Source organism: Wolbachia endosymbiont (group A) of Colletes cunicularius, assembly GCF_964264715.1.
Lineage (GTDB): Bacteria > Pseudomonadota > Alphaproteobacteria > Rickettsiales > Anaplasmataceae > Wolbachia.
Map to the genome: position 1 here is coordinate 772,309 of NZ_OZ183471.1, position 20,302 is coordinate 792,610.

Here is a 20,302-nt window from a genome sequence, read left to right on the forward strand (position 1 = left end):
ATAGTAAGTTACCGCTTTTTTAATAATATGCAAATACTTTTCACTTCTATAGGCGTAAACAGTAAACGGGATTTACTTATTCTTAACACTTATACTAATAAGTGCCGTTAATTATAATAACTAGATTCTTAAATGACATTACTTAACCAATGCAAAAAATAGAAAATATTTACGTAAAGGGATAGAAATCTATCCCTTTTCTTTGTTGAAACTGCTTTATTATGCTTTTCCTGATGCTGGAACTACTCCAGTTGCTATTCCAACTCCAGTCAAGGGCGTTGGTGCACAACCATCCTTTACTTTAATCTTATTACCACCTTGATCTCCTTCACACCCATTTAATACTTCTTTCACTACATCAATTTGATTTGCCTTACTACTATTCTTATATGCATATACAGGTGCAGCTATTAAAGCCGCCACCGCAGCAACAACTATCAAACTAGCAACTAGTGGATGAGCAACTAAAAATGCAGATACTGCAGTAATAGCAGGACTAACGAGTGTTGCAGCTTTTGTTCCAACTGTACCAACGAAAGCCGCATAAGCTGGGCTCAAAAAATAAGTAGCTGTAAGCGCTACTGCTAAAAACGTACCACCACCAACAACAGTTGTTTTTAATTTGTTATTCTTTGCATACTCACCAAACCCACCAGCAGCACCTGGAATTCCCCAACAATCATCAGCTTGTTTATATCCTTCTGAAATAGCATGAAAAATGCCATCCTCTTTTTTATACTTATAATTTGTTAATGCCATAACTCTACTCCTTAAATAGAATGCTAAAATCTCATTAAGGGCAGTATATAGTGAAATAAATTATCTGTCAAGTAAACTAATTTTTTAATATACCCTTATTCTGTAATTCAGTGCTTCAGCAATGTGTGCTCTTTTTACTTTTTCAGTTTTTGCAAGATCTGCAATGGTTCTTGCAACTTTTAATACGCGTGTGTAGCCTCGATTGGAAATGTAATTTTCTTTCAGTACGTATTTTAGCAATTCTAACCCTGCCTGATCTGGTTCAGTAAATTTATTAAATGCTTCACCGCTTACTTCTGCGTTACAACGAACATTCAATTTACTATAACGCTCAGTTTGAACTTTTCTTGCTGCTATCATTCTTTCTCTTATGATTTTAGTACTTTCTCCCTCCACAGAGATTTCAGGAGAGAGTATGCTAACGTTTGGCATTTCAATGCATATGTCTATTCTATCAAGCAATGGTCCTGATATTTTGTTTTTGTAATCTGTGCCACACTTTGGAGCTTTGTTGCACGATCTACTTGCATCACCTAAATAACCGCACCTGCAGGGATTCATTGCAGCTATAAGTTGAAAATTGGCAGGGTAGGTTATGTGAGCATTTGCCCTTGCAACGTGAATTCTGGATTAAAGGAGAATAGAAAAGGCAAGAAAACAGGGTAAACTCAGCAGTGATAAAAAAATAGATGAGGTTACCCATGGAAGATATAACAAAACTGTTTTGTTTGGTCGATGATTTTTGCAGAGATATAGAGAAAAATTTTGCAGATAAACTACTGCCAAATGGTAAAAACCCCACAAGAACAACGGAAATTGAGCACTCCGAAATCATGACAATAATCCTGCTATATCAACAATCTCCGTGTAAAACTTTCTATCTACATTACCTAACGTTGCTCTACAAATCAGAGTTTCCAAAGTTACCTTCATATACCAGGTTTGTTGCTCTAAAGCCTAGGGTTTTGTGGCATTTAGCAATGTTGTTGCATTGGCTTTGTGGACAGTCAGAAAACACTGGAATTTCATATATAGACACAACTCCCATTGCAGTTTGTCATGCAAAAAGAATATCCAAAAACAAAGTTTTTGCTGGAATTGCAAAATTAAGCAAGAGCACTTACGGCTGGTTTTTTGGTTTCAAATTACATATGGTAATCAATGAAAATGTTGAAATTCATGCACTTACGCTAACAAAAGGCAATGTTGATGATAGGATACCTGTGCCAAATCTGACGGAAAAATTAATCGGTCTTTTGTTTGGTGACAAAGGTTATATTGCAAAAGAGCTTTTTCAGAAGCTGTTTGACCGAGGTTTGAAACTTGTTACCAAGGTGAAAAAAGGTATGAAAAATACATTGATTTCGCTAAATGAGAAGATTTTACTGAGAAAAAGGTCTATCATTGAGACTGTTTTTGGTTACCTAAAAAATAGACTAGAAATTGAACACACTCGCCATAGATCCCCTGTTAATTTTTTGGTTCATATCTTTTCTACTCTCATTTCCTATTCCATCAAATCCACAAAGCCTTCTATTTCCTATACTTTCTTCCTTCCTTAATCCAGAATTCGCGTTTTTTGAGTAGTTTTTACTGATTGGCTATCTATTATTCCCACTGATGGAGTTTCATTCTTACCAATTATCTCTCTTACTTTTTTAACTAGAAAATCATGAATCTCTTGCCATATTCCACTTTTTTTCAATCGCTAATTACAACTATACACTGTTTTCCATGGTGGAAAATCTTTAGGCAGTTGTCTCCATTGACATCCTGTTCTCATCATATAGCGGATTGCGTTAATAATTGTTCTAATACTATGTTTTCTTGGTCTACCGGTCTTTTTAGGTTCAAAATATAGCTCTATTATCTTCCATTCTTTGTCACTTATATCGCTTGGGTACATTTAAAATATATCTTATAACACACTTCTTAACTCCTTTCTACTTAGTTTGAAGACAGGCTCTGAGGGAACGAGTTTTAAAAGTGGTTGACGAGAAAAAAATGACTATGGAAGAAGTAAGCAAGATGTTCAAAATTGATAGAAAAACTATATACTGGTGGAGGAAAAGAAGAGAAGAAACAGGAAGTATAAAACCGTCTTCAGGCTACCAAAAGGGACATAGTCATAAAATTAAATACTTAGATGGCTTTGTCAAATTTCTGGATGAAAACCGAGATATTACGGTTGAAAAAATAATTGAAAAATTTGGCAACATGTGCAAAGACACAGTCTACAATTATCTTAAAAAAGTAAACTATACATATAAAAAAAACTTTTCTTTATCAGGAAAGGAATGAAGAGAAACGCAAGGAGTTCATAAAAAAAATAGAAGGAATAGAAAAAGAAAACTTGATATTCATAGATGACTCTGGAGTAGAAGACAACAGATTTTATGAATATGGGTGGTCTCAAAAAGGCAAGAGGTTATTTGCCGATAAACCAGGGTTTAAAAGAAAGAGGGTAAGCATAATAGGAGCACTAAATGAGGGAAAAGTTAAAGCTTCCTGGGTAATTGAGGGCTACTGCAACAGCGAGATTTTTGATGCTTATGTAGAAAATATACTTGTTCCTATATTAAAACCTGGACAGACTATTGTTCTCGATAATGCAAGCTTTCATAAATCTGCAAGAACGAAAAATTTGATAGAAAATGTTGGGTGTAAAATTTTGTTCTTGCCGCCATACTCACCGGATTTAAATCCGATTGAGAAGTTCTGGTTTGCCATTAAGCATGCCATAAGAAAAGTGCTGCCAAGCTTTTGGCCCAATATTAATTCGGCTATTGATTTTGTCTTTCAGCTCTCGGGGAAATCTTACTTCGGTTGGCTATAGATGTTAATCTTGCTGCTATAATCCCTAATCCTTCGGTCTTTTTATGATTTTTATATGAAATATAACTCGTGTCCTGGATAGCTAAGATAGTTGAGTATTCTTTAGCTCTTTCAATATTTTTAATTATATGACTGTCTAATATCCTTCTTTCAGAAATGGCATCTTTTTGGAAAAATCTATAAGCTGCTTTACTTTGATGCCAATCTTCACAAGCTTGATTTATTGAACACTCAGGCGATTCAGCAAAACTATTAACTATTTTTAGAAGCCTTTTACTTAATCTTATATCACCAAAATTAACAATTCCAAATTCACTTTCTGCCCATTCGCCAGTTGAGGTATTTATAGTTCTTTTCATCATATATTCCATTTTTAGACCATAGATCTATTTATAATAGAAAGTTGAATTAGTAAGGCCTGTCTTCAAACTAAGTAGAAAGGAGTTAAGAAGTGTGTTATAAGATATATTTTAAATGTACCCAAGCGATATAAGTGACAAAGAATGGAAGATAATAGAGCTATATTTTGAACCTAAAAAGACCGGCAGACCAAGAAAACATAGTATTAGAACAATTATTAACGCAATTCGCTATGTGATGAGGACAGGATGTCAATGGAGACAACTGCCTAAAGATTTTCCACCATGGAAAACAGTGTATAGTTGTAATTAGCGATTGAAAAAAAGTGGAATATGGCAAGAGATTCATGATTTTCTAGTTAAAAAAGTAAGAGAGATAATTGGTAAGAATGAAACTCCATCAGTGGGAATAATAGATAGCCAATCAGTAAAAACTACTCAAAAAGGGGATCCAGAGGATATGATGCTGGCAAGAAAGTAAAGGGTAGAAAGCGCCACATCGTTGTAGATACTGTAGGTCTTGTAATTGCTGCTGAAGTACAAAGTGCAAGCATTCAGGATCTTGATGGTGCACTAAATCTTTTTGTTCAAGCCAAATGCAAAGCTCCAACATTACATAAGTTTTTTGCTGATCAAGGATACACAGGTAAATTGCAAAACCTCTGCTTATTGGAAACTGGATGTTTATTGACGATTACCAAGAAAATAGTTGATACAGGATTTCAGGTTATTCCCAAACGTTGGATTGTTGAGAGAACCTTTGCTTGGCTCTCCAATTTTAGACGTATGAGTAAGGATTATGAGCATTCTCCTCTCACTTCAAAAAATAACATCTTCTTTAATATGATCACTATTATGCTTCACAAATTAGCTCATTCTTGAGTTTGAAGACAGGCTCTAGGATATTTAAAGAGCATACCAGTGTTTTTAATGTAAATGTTCATGTGGTTCCATAGATAATCTCTGTTTTTTGATTCTATCTGTCCATTTATCATTTTCTATATCTTGTTTATTGGTTGCTTTTTTTTCTTGTTCAACAATTGCCTTATCTACCTTCTGATGAATTGCATCAATTGCATTAATCGCACCTTTTTTTTCGTATATTTCTCTTTTCCCTTCAATAATTAAATTGGTAAAAATATTTACAACACACTGGACTTGATTATGATCAACCTCACCTTTTATCAAAGAAGGTAAAGATTCTAATTCCATTACATGTTGATCTATATTACTTTCTATACCTTCGCTATTCATCAACATTTCATCATCAAACTCTTTCAATACTTCTGATGCTATTTTACCTTGAAAGGAAAGCCCTAAATTATCTGCTACTTCACTTATTAATAACTCTCTGTTTTCTTTATTATCTTCCAATTTAGCATAATCACTCAATAGATCCATAACTGTAGATACTCTGACTTCAACAAGATCATTAACATCTTCTAGAGCAAGTCCTAACCCCAAGAACCTCTCTCTGAGATTTTCGCTTAAAAGATTGATAAACTCTTCATTTGCATCCGATCCTGTAGTAGATATTGTACCATCTAAATAGTTACTTTGAGTACCTAAGCCATGCTCTATTTGTATTTTTGTCTCAGGTTTAAATCCTAATTTTGCACAGAATTTCTGAAAATATTCTTTAATAATGTCAAACAAGCTCTTGCCATTATCTTTATAATTTTTTAACTCTTTAGGAATAGTAAGTGACAATTTACCATCTCTGTATGTTACAAAGTCTTTACCATCTTGGGACTCAAGTGTAAATTCTAATGAGTTAGACAGATCACATATCTTATCACCATGCATAACTTGATTTTTAACAGAGAGTATTGGTAGCCTCATATCAGATCTAATTCTCACATTATTTTGGTTAGCACAATCAATGTTTATTACTTTTTTAGGATTTTCTACTATGAACGACTGTCCAAGTGCAAGTTGGGTTTGTATAAATGGAGCAGCCTCATACCCTGCTTGATTACAATTGGTGACTAGCTCTTCTAAAATAGCATCACTTGGAACTTCTGCCCCAGCGTATCTAAACATTTTTTTGAAAACTTTTTTTGCAAAGGAACGGTAATCCTTGTTTTCATCTCTCTCTATAGGTAATAGATGGATATACTCGTGGCCAGCATTGTAAAATTCTTCAAATTCTTTCTTATATGAATCAGTTTTTTGATTATCAGCAGTTTCAGGATTTTCGCAATGATCCTTCCACAACTCGCCAAATGCATCTTGTACAAGCTCTTTCTCAATATCTTCGAGCACTGAAGCAACAAATGCTTTGCCATGATCCGTATCTATTTCTCTTGTTCCTTTTTTGTTAAATATTTCGTCATTATATATATCATCACTATTAAAAAGTTCGCTTTTGCGGTGCTTAGCTCCTTCCTTAAATGCAATAATAAGATTTTTATCTATTTCTTTTCCGTTAATAATAAAATTCATCCTTTGAAAATCTAAGAACATTGTTTCACCAGAATTTGCTAATTCATTATCTTGATCTGCTCTTAATTTACTAAAATTGAACTCTTTAGCTGTGGCCTTTAATCTAACTACTGGACTCTTATTATTTTTTCCTTTTGCCTCTTTCATAAATAACACCTTACTGTAAATATGCTGTAAGTTGTATCATATAATGATGAATAATTTGGTAATATATTAAGAAAACTGATAGTATATTTTAGAATCCCTATTTATAGTATTTTAAACCTGTATGAGGGATTTGTAAATAAAGATAGAGACTTATAAGCTTTGTCTACAGCTAAAATCTTCAGCTCCAGGAGTGAATTTTCCTATACCACAAGCAAATGGTCCTGTTATAACGTCAAGCCACTTATCTTCTCTTGAACCTTTAGACATTCCTTTTACTAATTGTTTTGCCTGTAAAAGCTCCTGCACCACACGTTCTAATCTATCTCTTCCCATACTGTGAAAGATTTCAGGTAGCCTATGCCGTTGTTTATATACTCCTGTGCTTCCTGTATGAGTAAATGGATGTCCTGCAATAGCAGATCGTTTAATTGCATTGATAAGGTATATCTTAAGAGCCTGTCTTCAAACTAAGTAGAAAGGAGTTAAGAAGTGTGTTATAAGATATATTTTAAATGTACCCAAGCGATATAAGTAACAAAGAATGGAAGATAATAGAGCTATATTTTGAACCTAAAAAGACCGGTAGACCAAGAAAACATAGTATTAGAACAATTATTAACGCAATCCGCTATATGATGAGAACAGGATGTCAATGGAGACAACTGCCTAAAGATTTTCCACCATGGAAAACAGTGTATAGTTGTAATTAGCGATTGAAAAAAAGTGGAATATGGCAAGAGATTCATGATTTTCTAGTTAAAAAAGTAAGAGAGATAATTGGTAAGAATGAAACTCCATCAGTGGGAATAATAGATAGCCAATCAGTAAAAACTACTCAAAAAGGGGATCCAGAGGATATGATGCTGGCAAGAAAGTAAAGGGTAGAAAGCGCCACATCGTTGTAGATACTGTAGGTCTTGTAATTGCTGCTGAAGTACAAAGTGCAAGCATTCAGGATCGTGATGGTGCACTAAATCTTTTTGTTCAAGCCAAATGCAAAGCTCCAACATTACATAAGTTTTTTGCTGATCAAGGATACACAGGTAAATTGCAAAACCTCTGCTTATTGGAAACTGGATGTTTATTGACGATTACCAAGAAAATAGTTGATACAGGATTTCAGGTTATTCCCAAACGTTGGATTGTTGAGAGAACCTTTGCTTGGCTCTCCAATTTTAGACGTATGAGTAAGGATTATGAGCATTCTCCTCTCACTTCAAAAAACAACATCTTCTTTAATATGATCACTATTATGCTTCACAAATTAGCTCATTCTTGAGTTTGAAGACAGGCTCTTAGATCCCAGTGCCTTGACTACTTCGATCCAGGAAAATTGATTATGCACTATACAACATTCTCGATCAAAAAACTGATTCCAGTGTCAGCTACTTGCATGACAAAGAAGAGTGAAATTAGCACTCACCTATTATTCGTGTCGTTTTCAGTAAAAGCCTCCTCCCATGTGCCTTGAGTTGCTGCACGACTATACTCTGTTACTCTATTTTCAAAGAAATTCGTATGTTCAACGCCATTTAGTATTTCATCGAGCCATGGAATAGGATTATCATTGACATCATATATGGATTCAAGACCTAATTGCATTAACCGTCTGTTTGCTACGTAGCGTATGTAATTGCGCACTTCTTCTGCGGATAGTCCTTCAACATCTCCTAAATCAAAGGCAAGCTTTATGAATTCGTCCTCAAGCTCAACAATAGTGCGGCATGCAGAATATAATTCCTCTTTAAACTCGTTGTCCCAAATTTCATTATTCTCTTTAATAAATGTATTAAATAACATAATAATTGAATTGGTGTGCAAAGTTTCATCACGTGCTGACCAGGCGATTATCTGCCCCATGCCTTTCATTTTTCCAAAGCGTTGGAAATTGAGCAAAATTGCAAAAGATGCGAATAACTGCAACCCCTCGGTAAATGCACCAAACACTGCTAGAGTTTTAGCTACATGTTTTTTATCGTGTTTTTTGCTTTCCTCAAATTCCAGCATGTATTCATATTTCTTTCTCATAGCATCATACTTTAAAAATGCTTGATACTCGCTTTCTGGCATGCCAATTGTGTCTAAAAGATAAGAATAAGCTGCAATGTGTATGGTTTCCATATTGGAAAAACTTGCAAGCATCATGCATATTTCTGTTGGCTTAAATATATTTGAATAATGCCTCATGTAGCAGTTATTTACTTCAATGTCCGCTTGAGTAAAGAATCTAAAAATCTGAGTTAGTAGGTTTTTCTCTACGTTTGAAAGTTTAGTTTTCCAATCCTTCACGTCATCAGCAAGCGGAACTTCCTCAGGTATCCAATGGATTCTTTGTTGCTGCAGCCACGCATCATACGCCCAAGGGTAATTAAAAGGTTTGTATATTGGATCTGCTTCTAACAATGACATAAGACACCTATTATTTTCTAAAGTAAATATTATATTAAGTGATATTGAGAATCGGTCAATTTAACTTTTTGAAAATTTGACGGCAGGTAATTTATTAGTGTATTATAGCTTCAAGTAATTTATCGACAGAAATGCGAGTATTAATATCTTTTATTTTATTATTTACAGTGAGCTGCACACACACTATTCACAACCACGGAGCTCCTGGCATTAGTGTTGAATTGTGGAGCAAGATAAAAGCAGGTGACGATAAAGAAAAAGTGGTTCACACTTTAGGATCACCAACATTAGTATCAAAGTTCGATGAAAATGTTTGGTACTATGTCTCATATAAAATTAAACAAGCTAACTTCTTAGGAAAAAGGAAGTATAGCAGTAAGTCTCTGCAAATTTCATTCGATCAGGACGGTAAAGTTGCAGATACAAAAGAAACTGACATCTTAGAGAGATCTTTGGCTGTTCCTGATTGAAAGTTTGCTCAGATCTTCCTACGTCATACCGCCGCGGTATCTCAGAATAGATTCCGCTAACAAGCAGTGGAATGACGGCTTATTAAATTATAGAATTACTTTAGCTATAGAATAAAGTCTAGTGTTACTTCACGCCAAATGTGGTGATGCTGAGTAGGCAAGCCAGTCAATGGGCTACATTTATATACTGCACGCATTGCATTATCTGCTATCGACCTGAAAAGTGGATTATTTCGATAGGAATCACTGTCTGCTACATCGGACATAATTATCTCGCCTTGACTGGATAACAATAAGTTAATTTTTATATTAAAATTTTCTTTGTAAGCTATGCTTTCAGGAATGCTCCAGCATTTTGTAAGTTTGTCTCTTATAGAGTTAATAATTTCTGTTACAACTAATTCATCCTTTTTATTCTCAACGCTTTTTTCGTTTCCTATTTCATTTTTTGCCTCTCTAACATCCCTTCTTAGTTTCTTCCCTACACTTTTTTTTCTTTTTGGAACTGGAATGAATTCTTTACCCTCGTTAATAATGACTTCTTCTTGCATTTCGATAATTTGCCTCGGTTGTGCTACAACAGTGTGCTCAACTGTTTCTTTTTTCCTTTGTGGTATAGGAACAACTGACGTATCATTCGTTTGGGCTTTTGTTGAAGGTAACGAAAAAAGCAGAAAACAACATAAAGATAAAAAAAGAATGTAATTAGAATAGAAAAAACGCATATGTTAAGCAGTTTGTTTTACTGGTTTAAAGCTAATATTGCACATAAAGTCAATATATTTTAGTTGATTTAAGCTCAAAGACGTAGTTTTTGCTGTACTAATTTTACTATTTCTATAATATCATACGGTCAATACGGTTAATTACTCTAGATGAGATGGAAAGATGAAGGCATCATTATAGCTGCTAAAAAATACGGCGATAAAAACTTAATTCTTTCTCTGTTTACAAAAAATCATGGAAAGCGCAGGGGATTAACTAAGCTAACAAACAATAGCAATTATAAGTTTCAAATAAGTAATCTATTACATGCAGAATGGAGTGCTAAGTTACCTGAAAATCTAGGTTTTTTAAAGTGCGAATTAATCGAATCTCCATTCCATCATTTCTTTCAAGATAGGTTAAAAAGCATTACTATTGTCTCTTTCTCCTCTATTTTAGAAAAAGTGCTTCCAGAAAGTGAACCCTGTGCCGTGCTGTATGACAATTTTCGATATTTCATCGATGTAATTAAACACAACAATCAGTCTTGGCAAAGCCATTATCTTAACTTAGAGCTTCTGCTTCTTACGCAATTGGGATTCAAGTTAGACTTATCCAAATGTGCTGTAACAGGTGTTAAGGAAAACTTACAATTTATTTCTCCAAAAACTGGTAGAGCAGTGTCAAAAAAAGCAGGAGATTATTATGCAGATAAACTCCTACCTTTTCCACAAATGTTGCATGATGTATACAATAATAACCTACAAAACAGCTACTCATTCCAAGAATTTCAGTTAGGACTGAAAGTCACAGGATATTTTTTAAATAAGTATCTATTTTTGCAGTTAAACATGAAATTTCCAGAGCTGAGAAACCTCATGCTGTCGCTTTAACCTTAGTTATCATTTTTTTGAAATCATTTCAGAAATCTATAGCTAACCCAAGCAACACGTCATACCGCGATTCATTCGCGGTATCTCAGCATAGATTCCGCTAACGAGTAGCGGAATGACGGTTGTCGGTAAACTTAAGCCACTTTAGCTATAGCCAGTAACCACTCTATTTCTACCACTGTTTTTTGCCTTATATAAATATTTGTCAGCACGTACTATAAATTTTTTAATATCGTCAATGTCAGATCCTTGCATTTCTGCAATTCCAATGCTCACAGTTATGCTATGGGTTGTATTTTTGTCCGCAAGTATAAAAGGTTCTTTAGCAATAATTTTTCGTATTCTCTCCGCAATAGTATACGCATCTGATACATTGGTATCTGGCATTACAACAACAAACTCCTCACCACCAAACCTAGCTAGTAAATCTGTCACTCTGATATTTTCAGAAATTCTTTTCTGTACTTGCTTTAAAAGTTCATCTCCAGCACTATGCCCAAAACTGTCATTCACCATCTTAAAATAGTCTATATCAAGTATCATAAGAGACAACCTTCTATCCTTTTCCACAGAGTCCTTAACAATGTTTCTTAAGTGTGCATCAAAATATCTTCTATTATAACAGTTAGTTAATGGGTCCTTTATAGACATTTCCGCATTATTAAATAAATTCATTCTCAAGGCATCTTGATATCTTTTGCGTTTTACTTGCGAATTAACCCTTGCTATTAACTCACCCTCATCCAAAGGTACTGTTAAATAATCATTAGCACCTACATCAAGTGCTTTTACTAAATTGTTTTTATCATAATCCTCAGAAAGAATCAGAATTGGTGTATAGCGTGTTTCTACTTTACTACGAAACTCAGAACACAAACGCAGGCCGTCAGTTTTTGAAAACTGCATATCAGAAATGATCAGGTCGTAATTATCCTTAATACCAACCTTTAATGCCTCCACTGGATCACTCAGTATTTTAATTGACCTAAAGCGGTGCTTTAGTATATTATATATCTGCTCTGCTTGAAAGACATCTTCATCTACAACAAGTATGTTAGCATCAAAAATCTGATTAGAATAATCCATAATACTGTTTCCTGCTACTCCGCCAATCTCAGCGTTGGTTTCTCCTCTTAAACGCAATTCATCTATAATCATTTTTAAGCGCGTGAGAGACTTGATCCTTGCAGATAAAGCAGTTTCGTCTATTGGTTTAGTCAGAAAATCATCTGCACCAGCATTAATGCCCTGTACTCTATCATGAGCGTCATGCAGCGCAGTTACCATAATTATTGGAATATGGGTTGTCAAGGGATCATTCTTTAGCTCCTTACAAACTTCAAAGCCATTCATTTTTGGCATCATAATATCGAGTAATATAATATCGGGCTGCTGTTTTGCTACTAAATCCATGGCTTCCTCACCATCATAGGCCACGATAACCGTATAGTACTCTGCTTTTAGTCGAGCTTCTAAAAGCTTAACATTACATAGTACATCATCTACTACTAGGATCTTTGCTGTCATTATCTTTGGATGTATTATCTATATCGTAAGTAGGATAAAGCTTGCCATTTTTACCAACTATGTAATTTACTTTCTCAGTATTACACTCTTTATATAAGTCTTCAATTCCTGCGTCTTTCAATAACCTCCTAGCTTTTGATTTTATAATCATAAGATACTTATATGTATTCCTAATAAGATCAATAAATACAGGCACCTTATTTCTATCAAGAACAATTATGCTCACTAAAGCAACGACCAAAATTTCTGAAAGACCTATATTAAACATTTTTCCTATGAAGCAAGTACTTTAATCCTCCTGATTATAAATATTAATTTGCTTAAATCAAGTTTAGAAGCAACTATCTCATCTAAAAAACTATTATAACGTTCTATGTAGTCCTTATCATTACAAGCCCAGGTTTGAACCTTATCTTCGGGGTTATCAGTAGCTTTTATGACTTTAACAGCTAGCTTGTGATGGTAATTGCTTAAATCGTCCAATAAATCATTAACTAAGCTGCGATCCCAATAAGAAGAGCGGCTTTTCATCTTGATGGCAATTGTTCTAATCAGATCGAATCTTAACAGCGACTTTAACTCAAAGTATATTTTACCAGCATCAAGAATGGACAAAGATGTCTGTTCAGCAACAGATATAATGTCCAGTGCATAAGCAAGAACGCATAGATCAGCAACTTTTTTTGCTAGATCTTTATTTATATTAAGTTCTACTAAAGAAGTTGATCCATGGCTATAGACCTTTAATAGGTGTTCATCTAAAACATCAGTTAAGTTCTGGCCTAAAGTTTCAATTGCATCTTTAAATTTTGTAACATCATCCAACTCTACAAAGCTAAGCTTGCCAAGATTTTTCACTAACCAAAACGATACTCTGCCAATAAATTTCTGCACGTTCCTCACTATTTGTAAGTATGAGTTAACATCAATTTTTCCATCCAATTCATCAATTTTCTGCCACAGGCTGTTTAAATCATACAGGTGGTTAACAACAATATATATGTTAACCGCTTCTTGTACCTTAATTCCAGTGTTCTCAGCCAAATTATTGATGAATATACAGCCCATTCTATTCACTACATCATTTGCAATGCAAGTGGAGATAATTTCTCTACGAAGTTGGTGTTTTAATATGAAATCCTTAAACTCTGTTACCATCTTCTTAGGAAAATAACCTAGCAAATAGTCATTAGATATAAGATCTTTTTCAGGCAGATCGGAATGTATAATTTCATTTTTTATTGCCGTTCTAGCATAAGACATTAGAATAGAAAGCTGAGGAGAACTGAAACCTTCTGCACCAGTTAACATCCTTTCTATCTCTTCTTCAGTTGGAAGAAATTCTATGCTTCGGTTTAACAGCCCAGATTTTTCTAAACTGAGCAGTAACCTCTGGTGCTGCTCCAATCTCTCTTTAGCTTGCAAACACTCAAGAAGTAATGCTTTTGTTTCAATTCTGTTGTGGTTCTCAAGCACTTTGGATGCAACTTCGTCCACCATACTTGCCAGTATTTCATTCCTTTTTTCTAAAGAAACACCCCCTGCTTTCATAGCTGAAACAAATGCAATCTTGATGTTAACTTCAAGGTCCGAACATATCACTCCGGCTGAATTATCAACAAAATCTGCATTGATATATCCACCTCTTTCAGCATATTCTATTCTTCCAAGCTGTGTGCATCCCAAATTTCCGCCTTCTATAAACATAGAAGCTCTAATATCTTTACCATTTACTCTTAACTCATCGTTTGCTTTGTCACCGACCATGCTATGATTTTCACTCTTTGCCTTAACAAACGTGCCAATTCCTCCATTCCATATGAAGTCCACTTCTGCTTTGAGTAGATATCTAATCAAATCACTTGGAGGTAGCATATCTTCTGTTATATCAAAGCATTTTTTTATTTCTTGAGAAATGTTTACTTGCTTGCTGCTACGCTCAAATACTCCTCCACCCTTAGAAATCAAATCTTTGTTATAATCCATCCAAGTTGAAAATGGTAACTCAAAGAGACGTTTACGCTCTGTGAAACTCTTTTCTGCACTAGGATTTGGATCAATAAAAATATGCATATGGTTAAATGCGCCGATTAAATGTATATTTTTTGAAAGCAGCATACCGTTTCCAAATAGATCGCCAGTCATATCTCCAATTCCAATAACAGTTACATCTTGGTAAATATCCTTATTCATTTTCCAAAAATGCCTCTGCGCTGCAATCCATGCACCTCTGGCTGTAATACCCATTTTTTTGTGATCATAACCTGCTGATCCACCAGATGCAAATGCATCGCCAAGCCAAAAATTGTATTCAGAGGCTATTTGGTTTGCATAGTCAGAAAAAGAAGCAGTGCCTTTATCTGCTGCAACTACCAAGTATGGATCATCCTCATCATACCTAATCACATTCTCTGGTGGAATTATTTTGCCATTAACTACATTATCAGTAATGTCAAGCATTCCCCTGATAAAACTCTTATAGCATTCAACACCTTTCTCTCTTAAAATATCTTTGTCTTTATAAACTTGCTTAATTACAAACCCACCCTTTGCGCCAACAGGTACAATAACCGCATTTTTTGTCATCTGAGCTTTCATGAGCCCCAAAACTTCAGTGCGAAAATCTTCCGTCCTATCCGACCACCTTAAGCCACCACGGGCCAATTTCCCTCCTCTTAGATGTATTCCCTCAAAAAGATTTGAATAAATATACAATTCACGATATGGACGAGGATCAGGCAAACCATTTATTTTATTTGAGTCAAATTTTGTAGATAAATATGGTTTATCGTCTTGATAATAACTGGTCCTTAAAATAGCCATTATCAAGTTAAATATCGAGCGCAAAACGTAATCATGTGAAACATTGCTGATCTCTTTTAGAAGTTCCTCAATTTTTTCTATGAAAATGTCCGTGGTTTCTTCTCTATCAATGTCTATGCTAGGATCAAATCTTGCATGAAATAGTTGTATCAAATACTTTACTATTTTTGGATACTCTGAGACTACCTTTTGGATATATTCTGGATTGTAGTTAAATGACATCTGCTTTAGGTAAGCACTTAACGCTCTAACCAGAAGCACTTCTTTCCACTCCAGTCCAGCAATAATGACCAAACTATTGAAATAATCATTTTTAATTTCCTTTCTAAACACTTTCGCAAGTGTTATTTCAAATTGCTCTTTTAGAGTAATGTTGTCTATTAATTCATCGACTCTTGACAACACAAAATGGTGTATCCATATTCCGCCGTTAATTTCTATGTAATAGCCATTATGAGATAGAATCTTAGCTCCCAAATTCTTAGTAATTTTTAATATCTTCGATAATTCAAGACCTCCATTGCTCGAAGTGTAAACCTTTAATTGATAATTAAGATTATCACAAGTAAGTCTTAAATCGACCTCGCTAACTCCTTTTTTCCTCACTATCTCCAATTTTTTCATATCGTAATATGCGTCATGAGGTTCGAAACTCTCTTGATAGCTTATTGGAAATGCCTTGCAATAACGGATGAATATATCCTCAACAGTACTGAAAGTATTATATAAATTGTCTATAAAACGATCTTCCCACTTTTCCGTAATGTTCCTTAATTTGTTTTCGATACGCAAAACTTCGTCATCAGGAACACTAGCATTTTTGGTCTTTAGCACTACATGCAATTTCATCAAATCATATTCATTGATAATGTGATTGTTATAAATATCTGAACTTTCTGCACTTGTCTCATCCTTCAATATGTCACGTATCTTGAACATTAGCCTAGCGCTAGCATAACGCATTGGTATCAGCACTATGCAACTAATAAAATCCCTTACTCTTTTTAAAAATAATCTGACTCTTGGCCTAATCGCAAGAGACATGATCGAAATGCAAATTTTAAATAATTCGTCTTCATTTGATTGGAATAATTCATCACAAGAGAATGCTTGTAAAATAGAAATTAAAGCTTTGTTATTGTGGCCCCCGGTTACAAACCCTGCATTTTTTTCTATAACTTTAACTTTATCTCTTATTATTGGAATAGTTCGAATATCTTGGACCTCCGCTACAGAAGTAAATAGCCCGAAAAAACGCCGTTCCTTTACTACATTACCCTGGTCATCAAATTCTTTTACTCCTATACAATTCATGTATGTACGCCGATGGACTATTGAGATTAGATCTGATCTCAATATGTATAGGGAATCAAGGTTTGCAGAAGGAATCAACGTACTTTGACCTACTCTCAGGCCAAGGTCCTTTTTGCTATCACAGACGAGTTTTTCATCTTTACCAGCAATATATTCTTGATAACCTAGAAATACAAAATTATTGTTTTTTAGCCAATCTAAGAAATCTTTTCCTGGTGTCACTCCAGCATTCGGCGCTGGCTGCTCGATGGCAAAAAGAAGACTTTTTGCTTCATCAAGTTTCTTGAGCATTAAGTGCCAATCTTTCACAACGCAATTAACTGCTTTCAGCGTTTTTTGTAGAGATTCTTTTAATGTATCAACAAAACTGTCACTTATACCTTTGATAATTACATATATAACTGACTCTTTGACTCCATTGCTTTCTTCCAAAGAGTAAATCTCATCTATTAGGCCATCTTTTCTTTTAATGTTAATTATACTGTTGCTGTAATAGCATATGGTTAAATTGTGCGATTTAATAGTTGCAATAACAGAATCAACCAAAAATGGCATATCATCGTTTGTTATCTTAATCGTGGTAAAATCGCCTTCTATTCCTGGTATATCATCTATATTGCTTACTACTAACTTACTTTCATCTTTCTCTTTTTGAGAAACAAAATTGTAAGCATCGTTTACAATATATAGCAAAAACTTATCGTTGGCTTTTAGGTCGCTTTTATAAACAAAACTATAAAAATACTTAATAAATCTTTTAATTTTTTCTTTATCTTGCTGATTTTCTTGATCAACTAACTCAAATAAAGACTCAGTGTCAACATTATGATCTATACACATTTTTTTAACAAAAATACACAGTGAACTTAAACCTTTTTAACTAAGATTTCATTATCAAGAGCGTACACTATTAGCTCATCATTCTCTACTACTTCCCCTGATAAAACTAATTTAGCTAAATTATTTTGAATACACTCTTGTATAACCCTTTTTAGGGGCCTTGCTCCATATTCAGGGTAATAGCCAGTTTGTGCTATTAGTTCTTTAGCTCCCTGCGACAAACTTATACTCAGTTTACGCTTAGCAAGTGTTTTTTGTAAATAAGAAAATTGAACATCTATAATTTTATAGATGTCATCTCTGGTTAAACTGTGGAATATAATAATTTCATCCAGCCTGTTTAAAAATTCTGGACGAAATGCTGATTTAACTATTTGCATCACTTCGCTTTTTACAGAGTTAGCAACTCCTCCTTCCGATGTCATTCCAGCGCGTGAAGCTGGAATCTGCATCTGGATCCCAGTGTCAGCTACTTGGATGACAGGAGGTAGAGTCTCATTTTCTGTAACTCCCTTAAGCATTATCTCTGCACCAAGGTTAGAAGTTAAGATCAGTATGGTGTTGCGAAAATCAACTAATTTGCCATGACCATCAGTGAGTCTACCCTCATCCAAGATTTGCAGCAATAGATTAAATATATCTGGATTTGCCTTCTCTATTTCATCAAACAGAATAACCTGATATGGCCTTCTTCTTACTGCTTCGGTTAATCTGCCACCTTGCTCATAGCCAACATACCCTGGAGGCGCGCCAATTAGCTTTGAAACAGAATGTTTTTCCATATATTCTGACATATCAAAACGCAAAAGCGCTGATTGATCGTCAAACAGAAATTCAGCAAGGGCTTTTGCCAGTTCTGTTTTTCCAACCCCGGTTGGGCCTAAGAATAAAAATGAACCGAAAGGTCGATTAGTATCTTGCACACCAGAGCGAGAGCGCCTAACTGCATTACTTATTGCTTCTATCGCGCCTTTTTGCCCTATTACTCTTCTTCCTATTTCATTCTCCATGTTAAGAAGTTTTTCCTTTTCGCTGTGCATCATGTTATCAACTGGAATTCCTGTCCACTTTGAAACAATGTTTGCAATATCATCTCCAGTCACTTCTTTCTTTAAGAAACTATCAGTAACCTTTTCCTGATTTTTTAATTCATTCTCAAGCTGAGGGATCACACCATACATCAGCTCTCCTGCTTTTCCTAAATTTCCACTCCGCTGAGCCAATTCCAGCTCTTTTCTGGCGTTATCTAATTTTTCAACTGTTTCTTGTATTCTAGCTATTTTATTCTTTTCCATCTGCCATTTGCTGCTCAAGTCAGCAAATTTACTGTTTAGATTTTCGATCTCTTCATTTATCTTTTTTAAACGCTGTTTAGAATTTTCATCACTTTCTTTTTTTAGAGCTTCTGCTTCAATCTTTAGCTGTATAACCTTTCTCTCAAGTTCATCAATAACTTCAGGCTTGCTATCCATTTCAATTCTCACCCTACTTGCTGCTTCATCAATCAAATCAATTGCTTTATCAGGTAAAAACCTATCTGTTATATATCTATTGGACAACGTTGCAGCAGCAATTATTGCACCGTCTGTAATTCTTATACCATGATGCACTTCATATCTTTCCTTCAAACCCCTGAGTATTGAAATGGTATCAGTTTCAGTTGGTTGAGAGATAAACACAGGCTGGAAACGCCGTGCAAGTGCAGGATCTTTTTCTATATGTTCACGATATTCATCTAAAGTTGTAGCTCCTATACAGCGAATTTCTCCACGCGCAAGAGCAGGCTTCAGCAGATTCGAGGCATCCATTGCACCACTTATTGCTCCTGCTCCAACTAAAGTATGAAGCTCATCTATAAACAAGATAACTTTTCCCTCTGTTTTTGAAATTTCATTAATCACTGCTTTTAACCTTTCTTCAAATTCTCCTCTAAACTTCGTTCCAGCGATTAATGCACCAAGATCCAAAGCTAAAACCTTTGCATCACGCAAACCAAGTGGCACATCGTTTGCAACAATTCTGTTTGCAAGCCCCTCGACTATTGCAGTTTTTCCAACACCAGGTTCACCTATCAGCACTGGATTATTTTTTGTCCGCCTCAGTGATACCTGCATAGTTCTTCTGATCTCTTCATCACGACCAATTACAGGATCAAGCTTGCCTTGCATAGCAAGCTCTGTAACATCTTTTGTATATTTCTTTGCCGCGTTTAATTTTTCCTCACTGTTTGGTGAGTCCGCACTGCTGCCTTTTCTCATTTCTGCAATAACTGAGTTCAGTTTTTGTGGAGTCACACCATTCTCTGCCAGAATTTTGCCTACAGTATCATCTTTTTGTGCAGTGAGGCCCTGCAGTAAACGCTCAACGGCAACAAACGAATCTTTATTCCTCCGAGCAATACCAATTGAATCTTCAAAAACTTTTGCTATTTCTCTTGAAAGTTGAAGCCCCCCACTTCCTGGACCTTCAATTACTGGCAACTTTTTTATTGCGCTATCCACAGCATCAGAAATACTTTGCACATTTCCACCACAAGCGTTTATCAAATCCTGAACTAAACCTAATTCATCCTCAAGCATCACTTTGAGTAAATGCTCAGGCATAAAAATCTGATGCCCAGCTCCCAACGCTTTCATCTGAGCACTTTGAATTAGACTTTTTGCTTTTTCGGTAAATTTATTTAAGTCCATAACACCAGTTAAATTCGTATTTGCTGATGTATATAACAACTAATTTCATAAATTTAAACCTAAAGTTGCTTATTGTTAGGTATGGT

The 20,302-nt window shown here is 34.9% G+C and carries 22 protein-coding genes and 2 pseudogenes; 11 read left to right on the forward strand and 13 right to left on the reverse strand.

From position 1 onward, the window contains the following. Positions 1 to 219: 219 nt before the first annotated feature. The gene (locus ACFELZ_RS04550; protein ID WP_375316613.1) at positions 220 to 759 is read right to left on the reverse strand and encodes a hypothetical protein; all 540 of its coding nucleotides are present in this window, start codon (positions 757 to 759) and stop codon (positions 220 to 222) included. Between the two features lie 84 nt (positions 760 to 843). Next, positions 844 to 1,383: an ATP-binding protein gene (locus ACFELZ_RS04555; RefSeq protein ID WP_375316660.1), complete on the reverse strand. Its 540-nt coding sequence runs from the start codon at positions 1,381 to 1,383 to the stop codon at positions 844 to 846. A 77-nt stretch (positions 1,384 to 1,460) separates the two neighbouring features. Here ACFELZ_RS04555 and ACFELZ_RS04560 point away from each other — a divergent pair, with 77 nt between their 5' ends. Then, positions 1,461 to 2,321: an IS982 family transposase gene (locus ACFELZ_RS04560; RefSeq protein ID WP_375315786.1), complete on the forward strand. Its 861-nt coding sequence runs from the start codon at positions 1,461 to 1,463 to the stop codon at positions 2,319 to 2,321. Here ACFELZ_RS04560 and ACFELZ_RS04565 read toward each other — a convergent pair. Further along, positions 2,318 to 2,464, reverse strand: coding sequence for a hypothetical protein (locus tag ACFELZ_RS04565; RefSeq protein ID WP_375316614.1), 147 nt, complete (start codon positions 2,462 to 2,464; stop codon positions 2,318 to 2,320). The two genes, ACFELZ_RS04560 and ACFELZ_RS04565, sit on opposite strands and share 4 nt — an antisense overlap. Positions 2,465 to 2,467: 3 nt before the next feature. Then, on the reverse strand, positions 2,468 to 2,665 hold the full coding sequence (locus ACFELZ_RS04570) for a transposase (RefSeq protein ID WP_375315805.1): 198 nt from the start codon (positions 2,663 to 2,665) through the stop codon (positions 2,468 to 2,470). A gap of 80 nt (positions 2,666 to 2,745) precedes the next feature. On the opposite strand from ACFELZ_RS04570, the gene ACFELZ_RS04575 reads away from it, so the two are divergent. Next, positions 2,746 to 3,060, forward strand: a complete 315-nt coding sequence (locus tag ACFELZ_RS04575) for an IS630 transposase-related protein (RefSeq protein WP_375316331.1) — start codon at positions 2,746 to 2,748, stop codon at positions 3,058 to 3,060. 19 nt (positions 3,061 to 3,079) lie between these two features. Next, the gene (locus ACFELZ_RS04580) at positions 3,080 to 3,595 is read left to right on the forward strand and encodes an IS630 family transposase (RefSeq protein WP_375316661.1); all 516 of its coding nucleotides are present in this window, start codon (positions 3,080 to 3,082) and stop codon (positions 3,593 to 3,595) included. Here the strand turns inward: ACFELZ_RS04580 and ACFELZ_RS04585 are convergent. After that, a pseudogene (locus tag ACFELZ_RS04585) lies at positions 3,594 to 3,956 on the reverse strand (transposase DNA-binding-containing protein); the annotation flags it as partial. The gene ACFELZ_RS04580 and the pseudogene ACFELZ_RS04585 sit on opposite strands and share 2 nt — an antisense overlap. 112 nt (positions 3,957 to 4,068) lie before the next feature. Between ACFELZ_RS04585 and ACFELZ_RS04590 the strand changes: the two are divergent. Genes ACFELZ_RS04590 through ACFELZ_RS04600 form a run of 3 tightly spaced genes read left to right on the forward strand, consistent with a single transcriptional unit; the run spans position 4,069 to position 4,835 of the window. After that, positions 4,069 to 4,266, forward strand: a complete 198-nt coding sequence (locus tag ACFELZ_RS04590) for a transposase (RefSeq protein WP_375315797.1) — start codon at positions 4,069 to 4,071, stop codon at positions 4,264 to 4,266. 3 nt (positions 4,267 to 4,269) lie between these two features. Further along, positions 4,270 to 4,434: a hypothetical protein gene (locus ACFELZ_RS04595; protein ID WP_375315781.1), complete on the forward strand. Its 165-nt coding sequence runs from the start codon at positions 4,270 to 4,272 to the stop codon at positions 4,432 to 4,434. Between the two features lie 17 nt (positions 4,435 to 4,451). Next, positions 4,452 to 4,835, forward strand: coding sequence for a transposase (locus ACFELZ_RS04600; RefSeq protein WP_375316621.1), 384 nt, complete (start codon positions 4,452 to 4,454; stop codon positions 4,833 to 4,835). Between the two features lie 45 nt (positions 4,836 to 4,880). Here the strand turns inward: ACFELZ_RS04600 and ACFELZ_RS04605 are convergent, their stop codons facing one another. Continuing rightward, on the reverse strand, positions 4,881 to 6,545 hold the full coding sequence (locus ACFELZ_RS04605; protein WP_375316615.1) for a hypothetical protein: 1,665 nt from the start codon (positions 6,543 to 6,545) through the stop codon (positions 4,881 to 4,883). Between the two features lie 150 nt (positions 6,546 to 6,695). Further along, positions 6,696 to 6,998 (reverse strand): annotated as a pseudogene (locus tag ACFELZ_RS04610) (hypothetical protein); the annotation flags it as partial. 59 nt (positions 6,999 to 7,057) lie between these two features. On the opposite strand from ACFELZ_RS04610, the gene ACFELZ_RS04615 reads away from it, so the two are divergent. Genes ACFELZ_RS04615 through ACFELZ_RS04625 form a run of 3 tightly spaced genes read left to right on the forward strand, consistent with a single transcriptional unit; the run spans position 7,058 to position 7,824 of the window. Then, entirely contained in the window at positions 7,058 to 7,255 is a 198-nt protein-coding gene (locus ACFELZ_RS04615) for a transposase (RefSeq protein ID WP_375315780.1), read from the forward strand. 3 nt (positions 7,256 to 7,258) lie between these two features. Continuing rightward, positions 7,259 to 7,423, forward strand: a complete 165-nt coding sequence (locus ACFELZ_RS04620) for a hypothetical protein (protein ID WP_375315781.1) — start codon at positions 7,259 to 7,261, stop codon at positions 7,421 to 7,423. 17 nt (positions 7,424 to 7,440) lie between these two features. After that, complete coding sequence (locus ACFELZ_RS04625; RefSeq protein WP_375316619.1) at positions 7,441 to 7,824, forward strand: transposase; 384 nt, start codon at positions 7,441 to 7,443, stop codon at positions 7,822 to 7,824. A 140-nt stretch (positions 7,825 to 7,964) separates the two neighbouring features. On the opposite strand, the gene ACFELZ_RS04630 is transcribed toward ACFELZ_RS04625, so the two are convergent. Continuing rightward, on the reverse strand, positions 7,965 to 8,954 hold the full coding sequence (locus ACFELZ_RS04630) for a ribonucleotide-diphosphate reductase subunit beta (protein WP_253307200.1): 990 nt from the start codon (positions 8,952 to 8,954) through the stop codon (positions 7,965 to 7,967). A 131-nt stretch (positions 8,955 to 9,085) separates the two neighbouring features. Between ACFELZ_RS04630 and ACFELZ_RS04635 the strand changes: the two genes are divergently transcribed. Beyond that, entirely contained in the window at positions 9,086 to 9,424 is a 339-nt protein-coding gene (locus ACFELZ_RS04635) for an outer membrane protein assembly factor BamE (protein WP_375315782.1), read from the forward strand. A 104-nt stretch (positions 9,425 to 9,528) separates the two neighbouring features. Here ACFELZ_RS04635 and ACFELZ_RS04640 read toward each other — a convergent pair whose 3' ends face one another. Continuing rightward, positions 9,529 to 10,149 (reverse strand): hypothetical protein, encoded by a 621-nt coding sequence (locus tag ACFELZ_RS04640; RefSeq protein WP_375315783.1) that lies wholly within the window; start codon positions 10,147 to 10,149, stop codon positions 9,529 to 9,531. Between the two features lie 150 nt (positions 10,150 to 10,299). Here ACFELZ_RS04640 and recO point away from each other — a divergent pair, with 150 nt between their 5' ends. Beyond that, entirely contained in the window at positions 10,300 to 11,022 is a 723-nt protein-coding gene (gene recO / locus ACFELZ_RS04645) for a DNA repair protein RecO (protein WP_264735365.1), read from the forward strand. 144 nt (positions 11,023 to 11,166) lie between these two features. Here the strand turns inward: recO and ACFELZ_RS04650 are convergent, their stop codons facing one another. Genes ACFELZ_RS04650 through clpB form a run of 4 tightly spaced genes read right to left on the reverse strand, consistent with a single transcriptional unit; the run spans position 11,167 to position 20,216 of the window. Then, entirely contained in the window at positions 11,167 to 12,549 is a 1,383-nt protein-coding gene (locus tag ACFELZ_RS04650; protein ID WP_375315784.1) for a PleD family two-component system response regulator, read from the reverse strand. Continuing rightward, positions 12,521 to 12,817, reverse strand: a complete 297-nt coding sequence (locus ACFELZ_RS04655) for a hypothetical protein (protein ID WP_182183153.1) — start codon at positions 12,815 to 12,817, stop codon at positions 12,521 to 12,523. Before ACFELZ_RS04655 ends, ACFELZ_RS04650 begins: the two co-directional genes overlap by 29 nt. 5 nt (positions 12,818 to 12,822) lie before the next feature. Then, positions 12,823 to 17,526 carry an NAD-glutamate dehydrogenase gene (locus ACFELZ_RS04660; RefSeq protein ID WP_375315785.1) on the reverse strand — a complete coding sequence of 1,568 codons (4,704 nt, stop codon included), beginning with the start codon at positions 17,524 to 17,526 and terminating at the stop codon, positions 12,823 to 12,825. Positions 17,527 to 17,552: 26 nt separating this feature from the next. Next, positions 17,553 to 20,216 (reverse strand): ATP-dependent chaperone ClpB, encoded by a 2,664-nt coding sequence (clpB, locus tag ACFELZ_RS04665; protein ID WP_375316662.1) that lies wholly within the window; start codon positions 20,214 to 20,216, stop codon positions 17,553 to 17,555. Positions 20,217 to 20,302 lie beyond the last annotated feature (86 nt).

Coding starts and splice junctions, on each gene's coding strand:
- ACFELZ_RS04615 (WP_375315780.1), top strand. CDS start 7,058: ATGTACCCAAGCGATATAAGTAACAAAGAATGGAAGATAATAGAGCTA.
- ACFELZ_RS04660 (WP_375315785.1), bottom strand. CDS start 17,526: ATGTGTATAGATCATAATGTTGACACTGAGTCTTTATTTGAGTTAGTT.
- ACFELZ_RS04560 (WP_375315786.1), top strand. CDS start 1,461: ATGGAAGATATAACAAAACTGTTTTGTTTGGTCGATGATTTTTGCAGA.
- ACFELZ_RS04640 (WP_375315783.1), bottom strand. CDS start 10,149: ATGCGTTTTTTCTATTCTAATTACATTCTTTTTTTATCTTTATGTTGT.
- ACFELZ_RS04630 (WP_253307200.1), bottom strand. CDS start 8,954: ATGTCATTGTTAGAAGCAGATCCAATATACAAACCTTTTAATTACCCT.
- ACFELZ_RS04570 (WP_375315805.1), bottom strand. CDS start 2,665: ATGTACCCAAGCGATATAAGTGACAAAGAATGGAAGATAATAGAGCTA.
- clpB (WP_375316662.1), bottom strand. CDS start 20,216: ATGGACTTAAATAAATTTACCGAAAAAGCAAAAAGTCTAATTCAAAGT.
- recO (WP_264735365.1), top strand. CDS start 10,300: ATGAGATGGAAAGATGAAGGCATCATTATAGCTGCTAAAAAATACGGC.
- ACFELZ_RS04655 (WP_182183153.1), bottom strand. CDS start 12,817: ATGTTTAATATAGGTCTTTCAGAAATTTTGGTCGTTGCTTTAGTGAGC.
- ACFELZ_RS04605 (WP_375316615.1), bottom strand. CDS start 6,545: ATGAAAGAGGCAAAAGGAAAAAATAATAAGAGTCCAGTAGTTAGATTA.
- ACFELZ_RS04550 (WP_375316613.1), bottom strand. CDS start 759: ATGGCATTAACAAATTATAAGTATAAAAAAGAGGATGGCATTTTTCAT.
- ACFELZ_RS04590 (WP_375315797.1), top strand. CDS start 4,069: ATGTACCCAAGCGATATAAGTGACAAAGAATGGAAGATAATAGAGCTA.
- ACFELZ_RS04635 (WP_375315782.1), top strand. CDS start 9,086: ATGCGAGTATTAATATCTTTTATTTTATTATTTACAGTGAGCTGCACA.
- ACFELZ_RS04650 (WP_375315784.1), bottom strand. CDS start 12,549: ATGACAGCAAAGATCCTAGTAGTAGATGATGTACTATGTAATGTTAAG.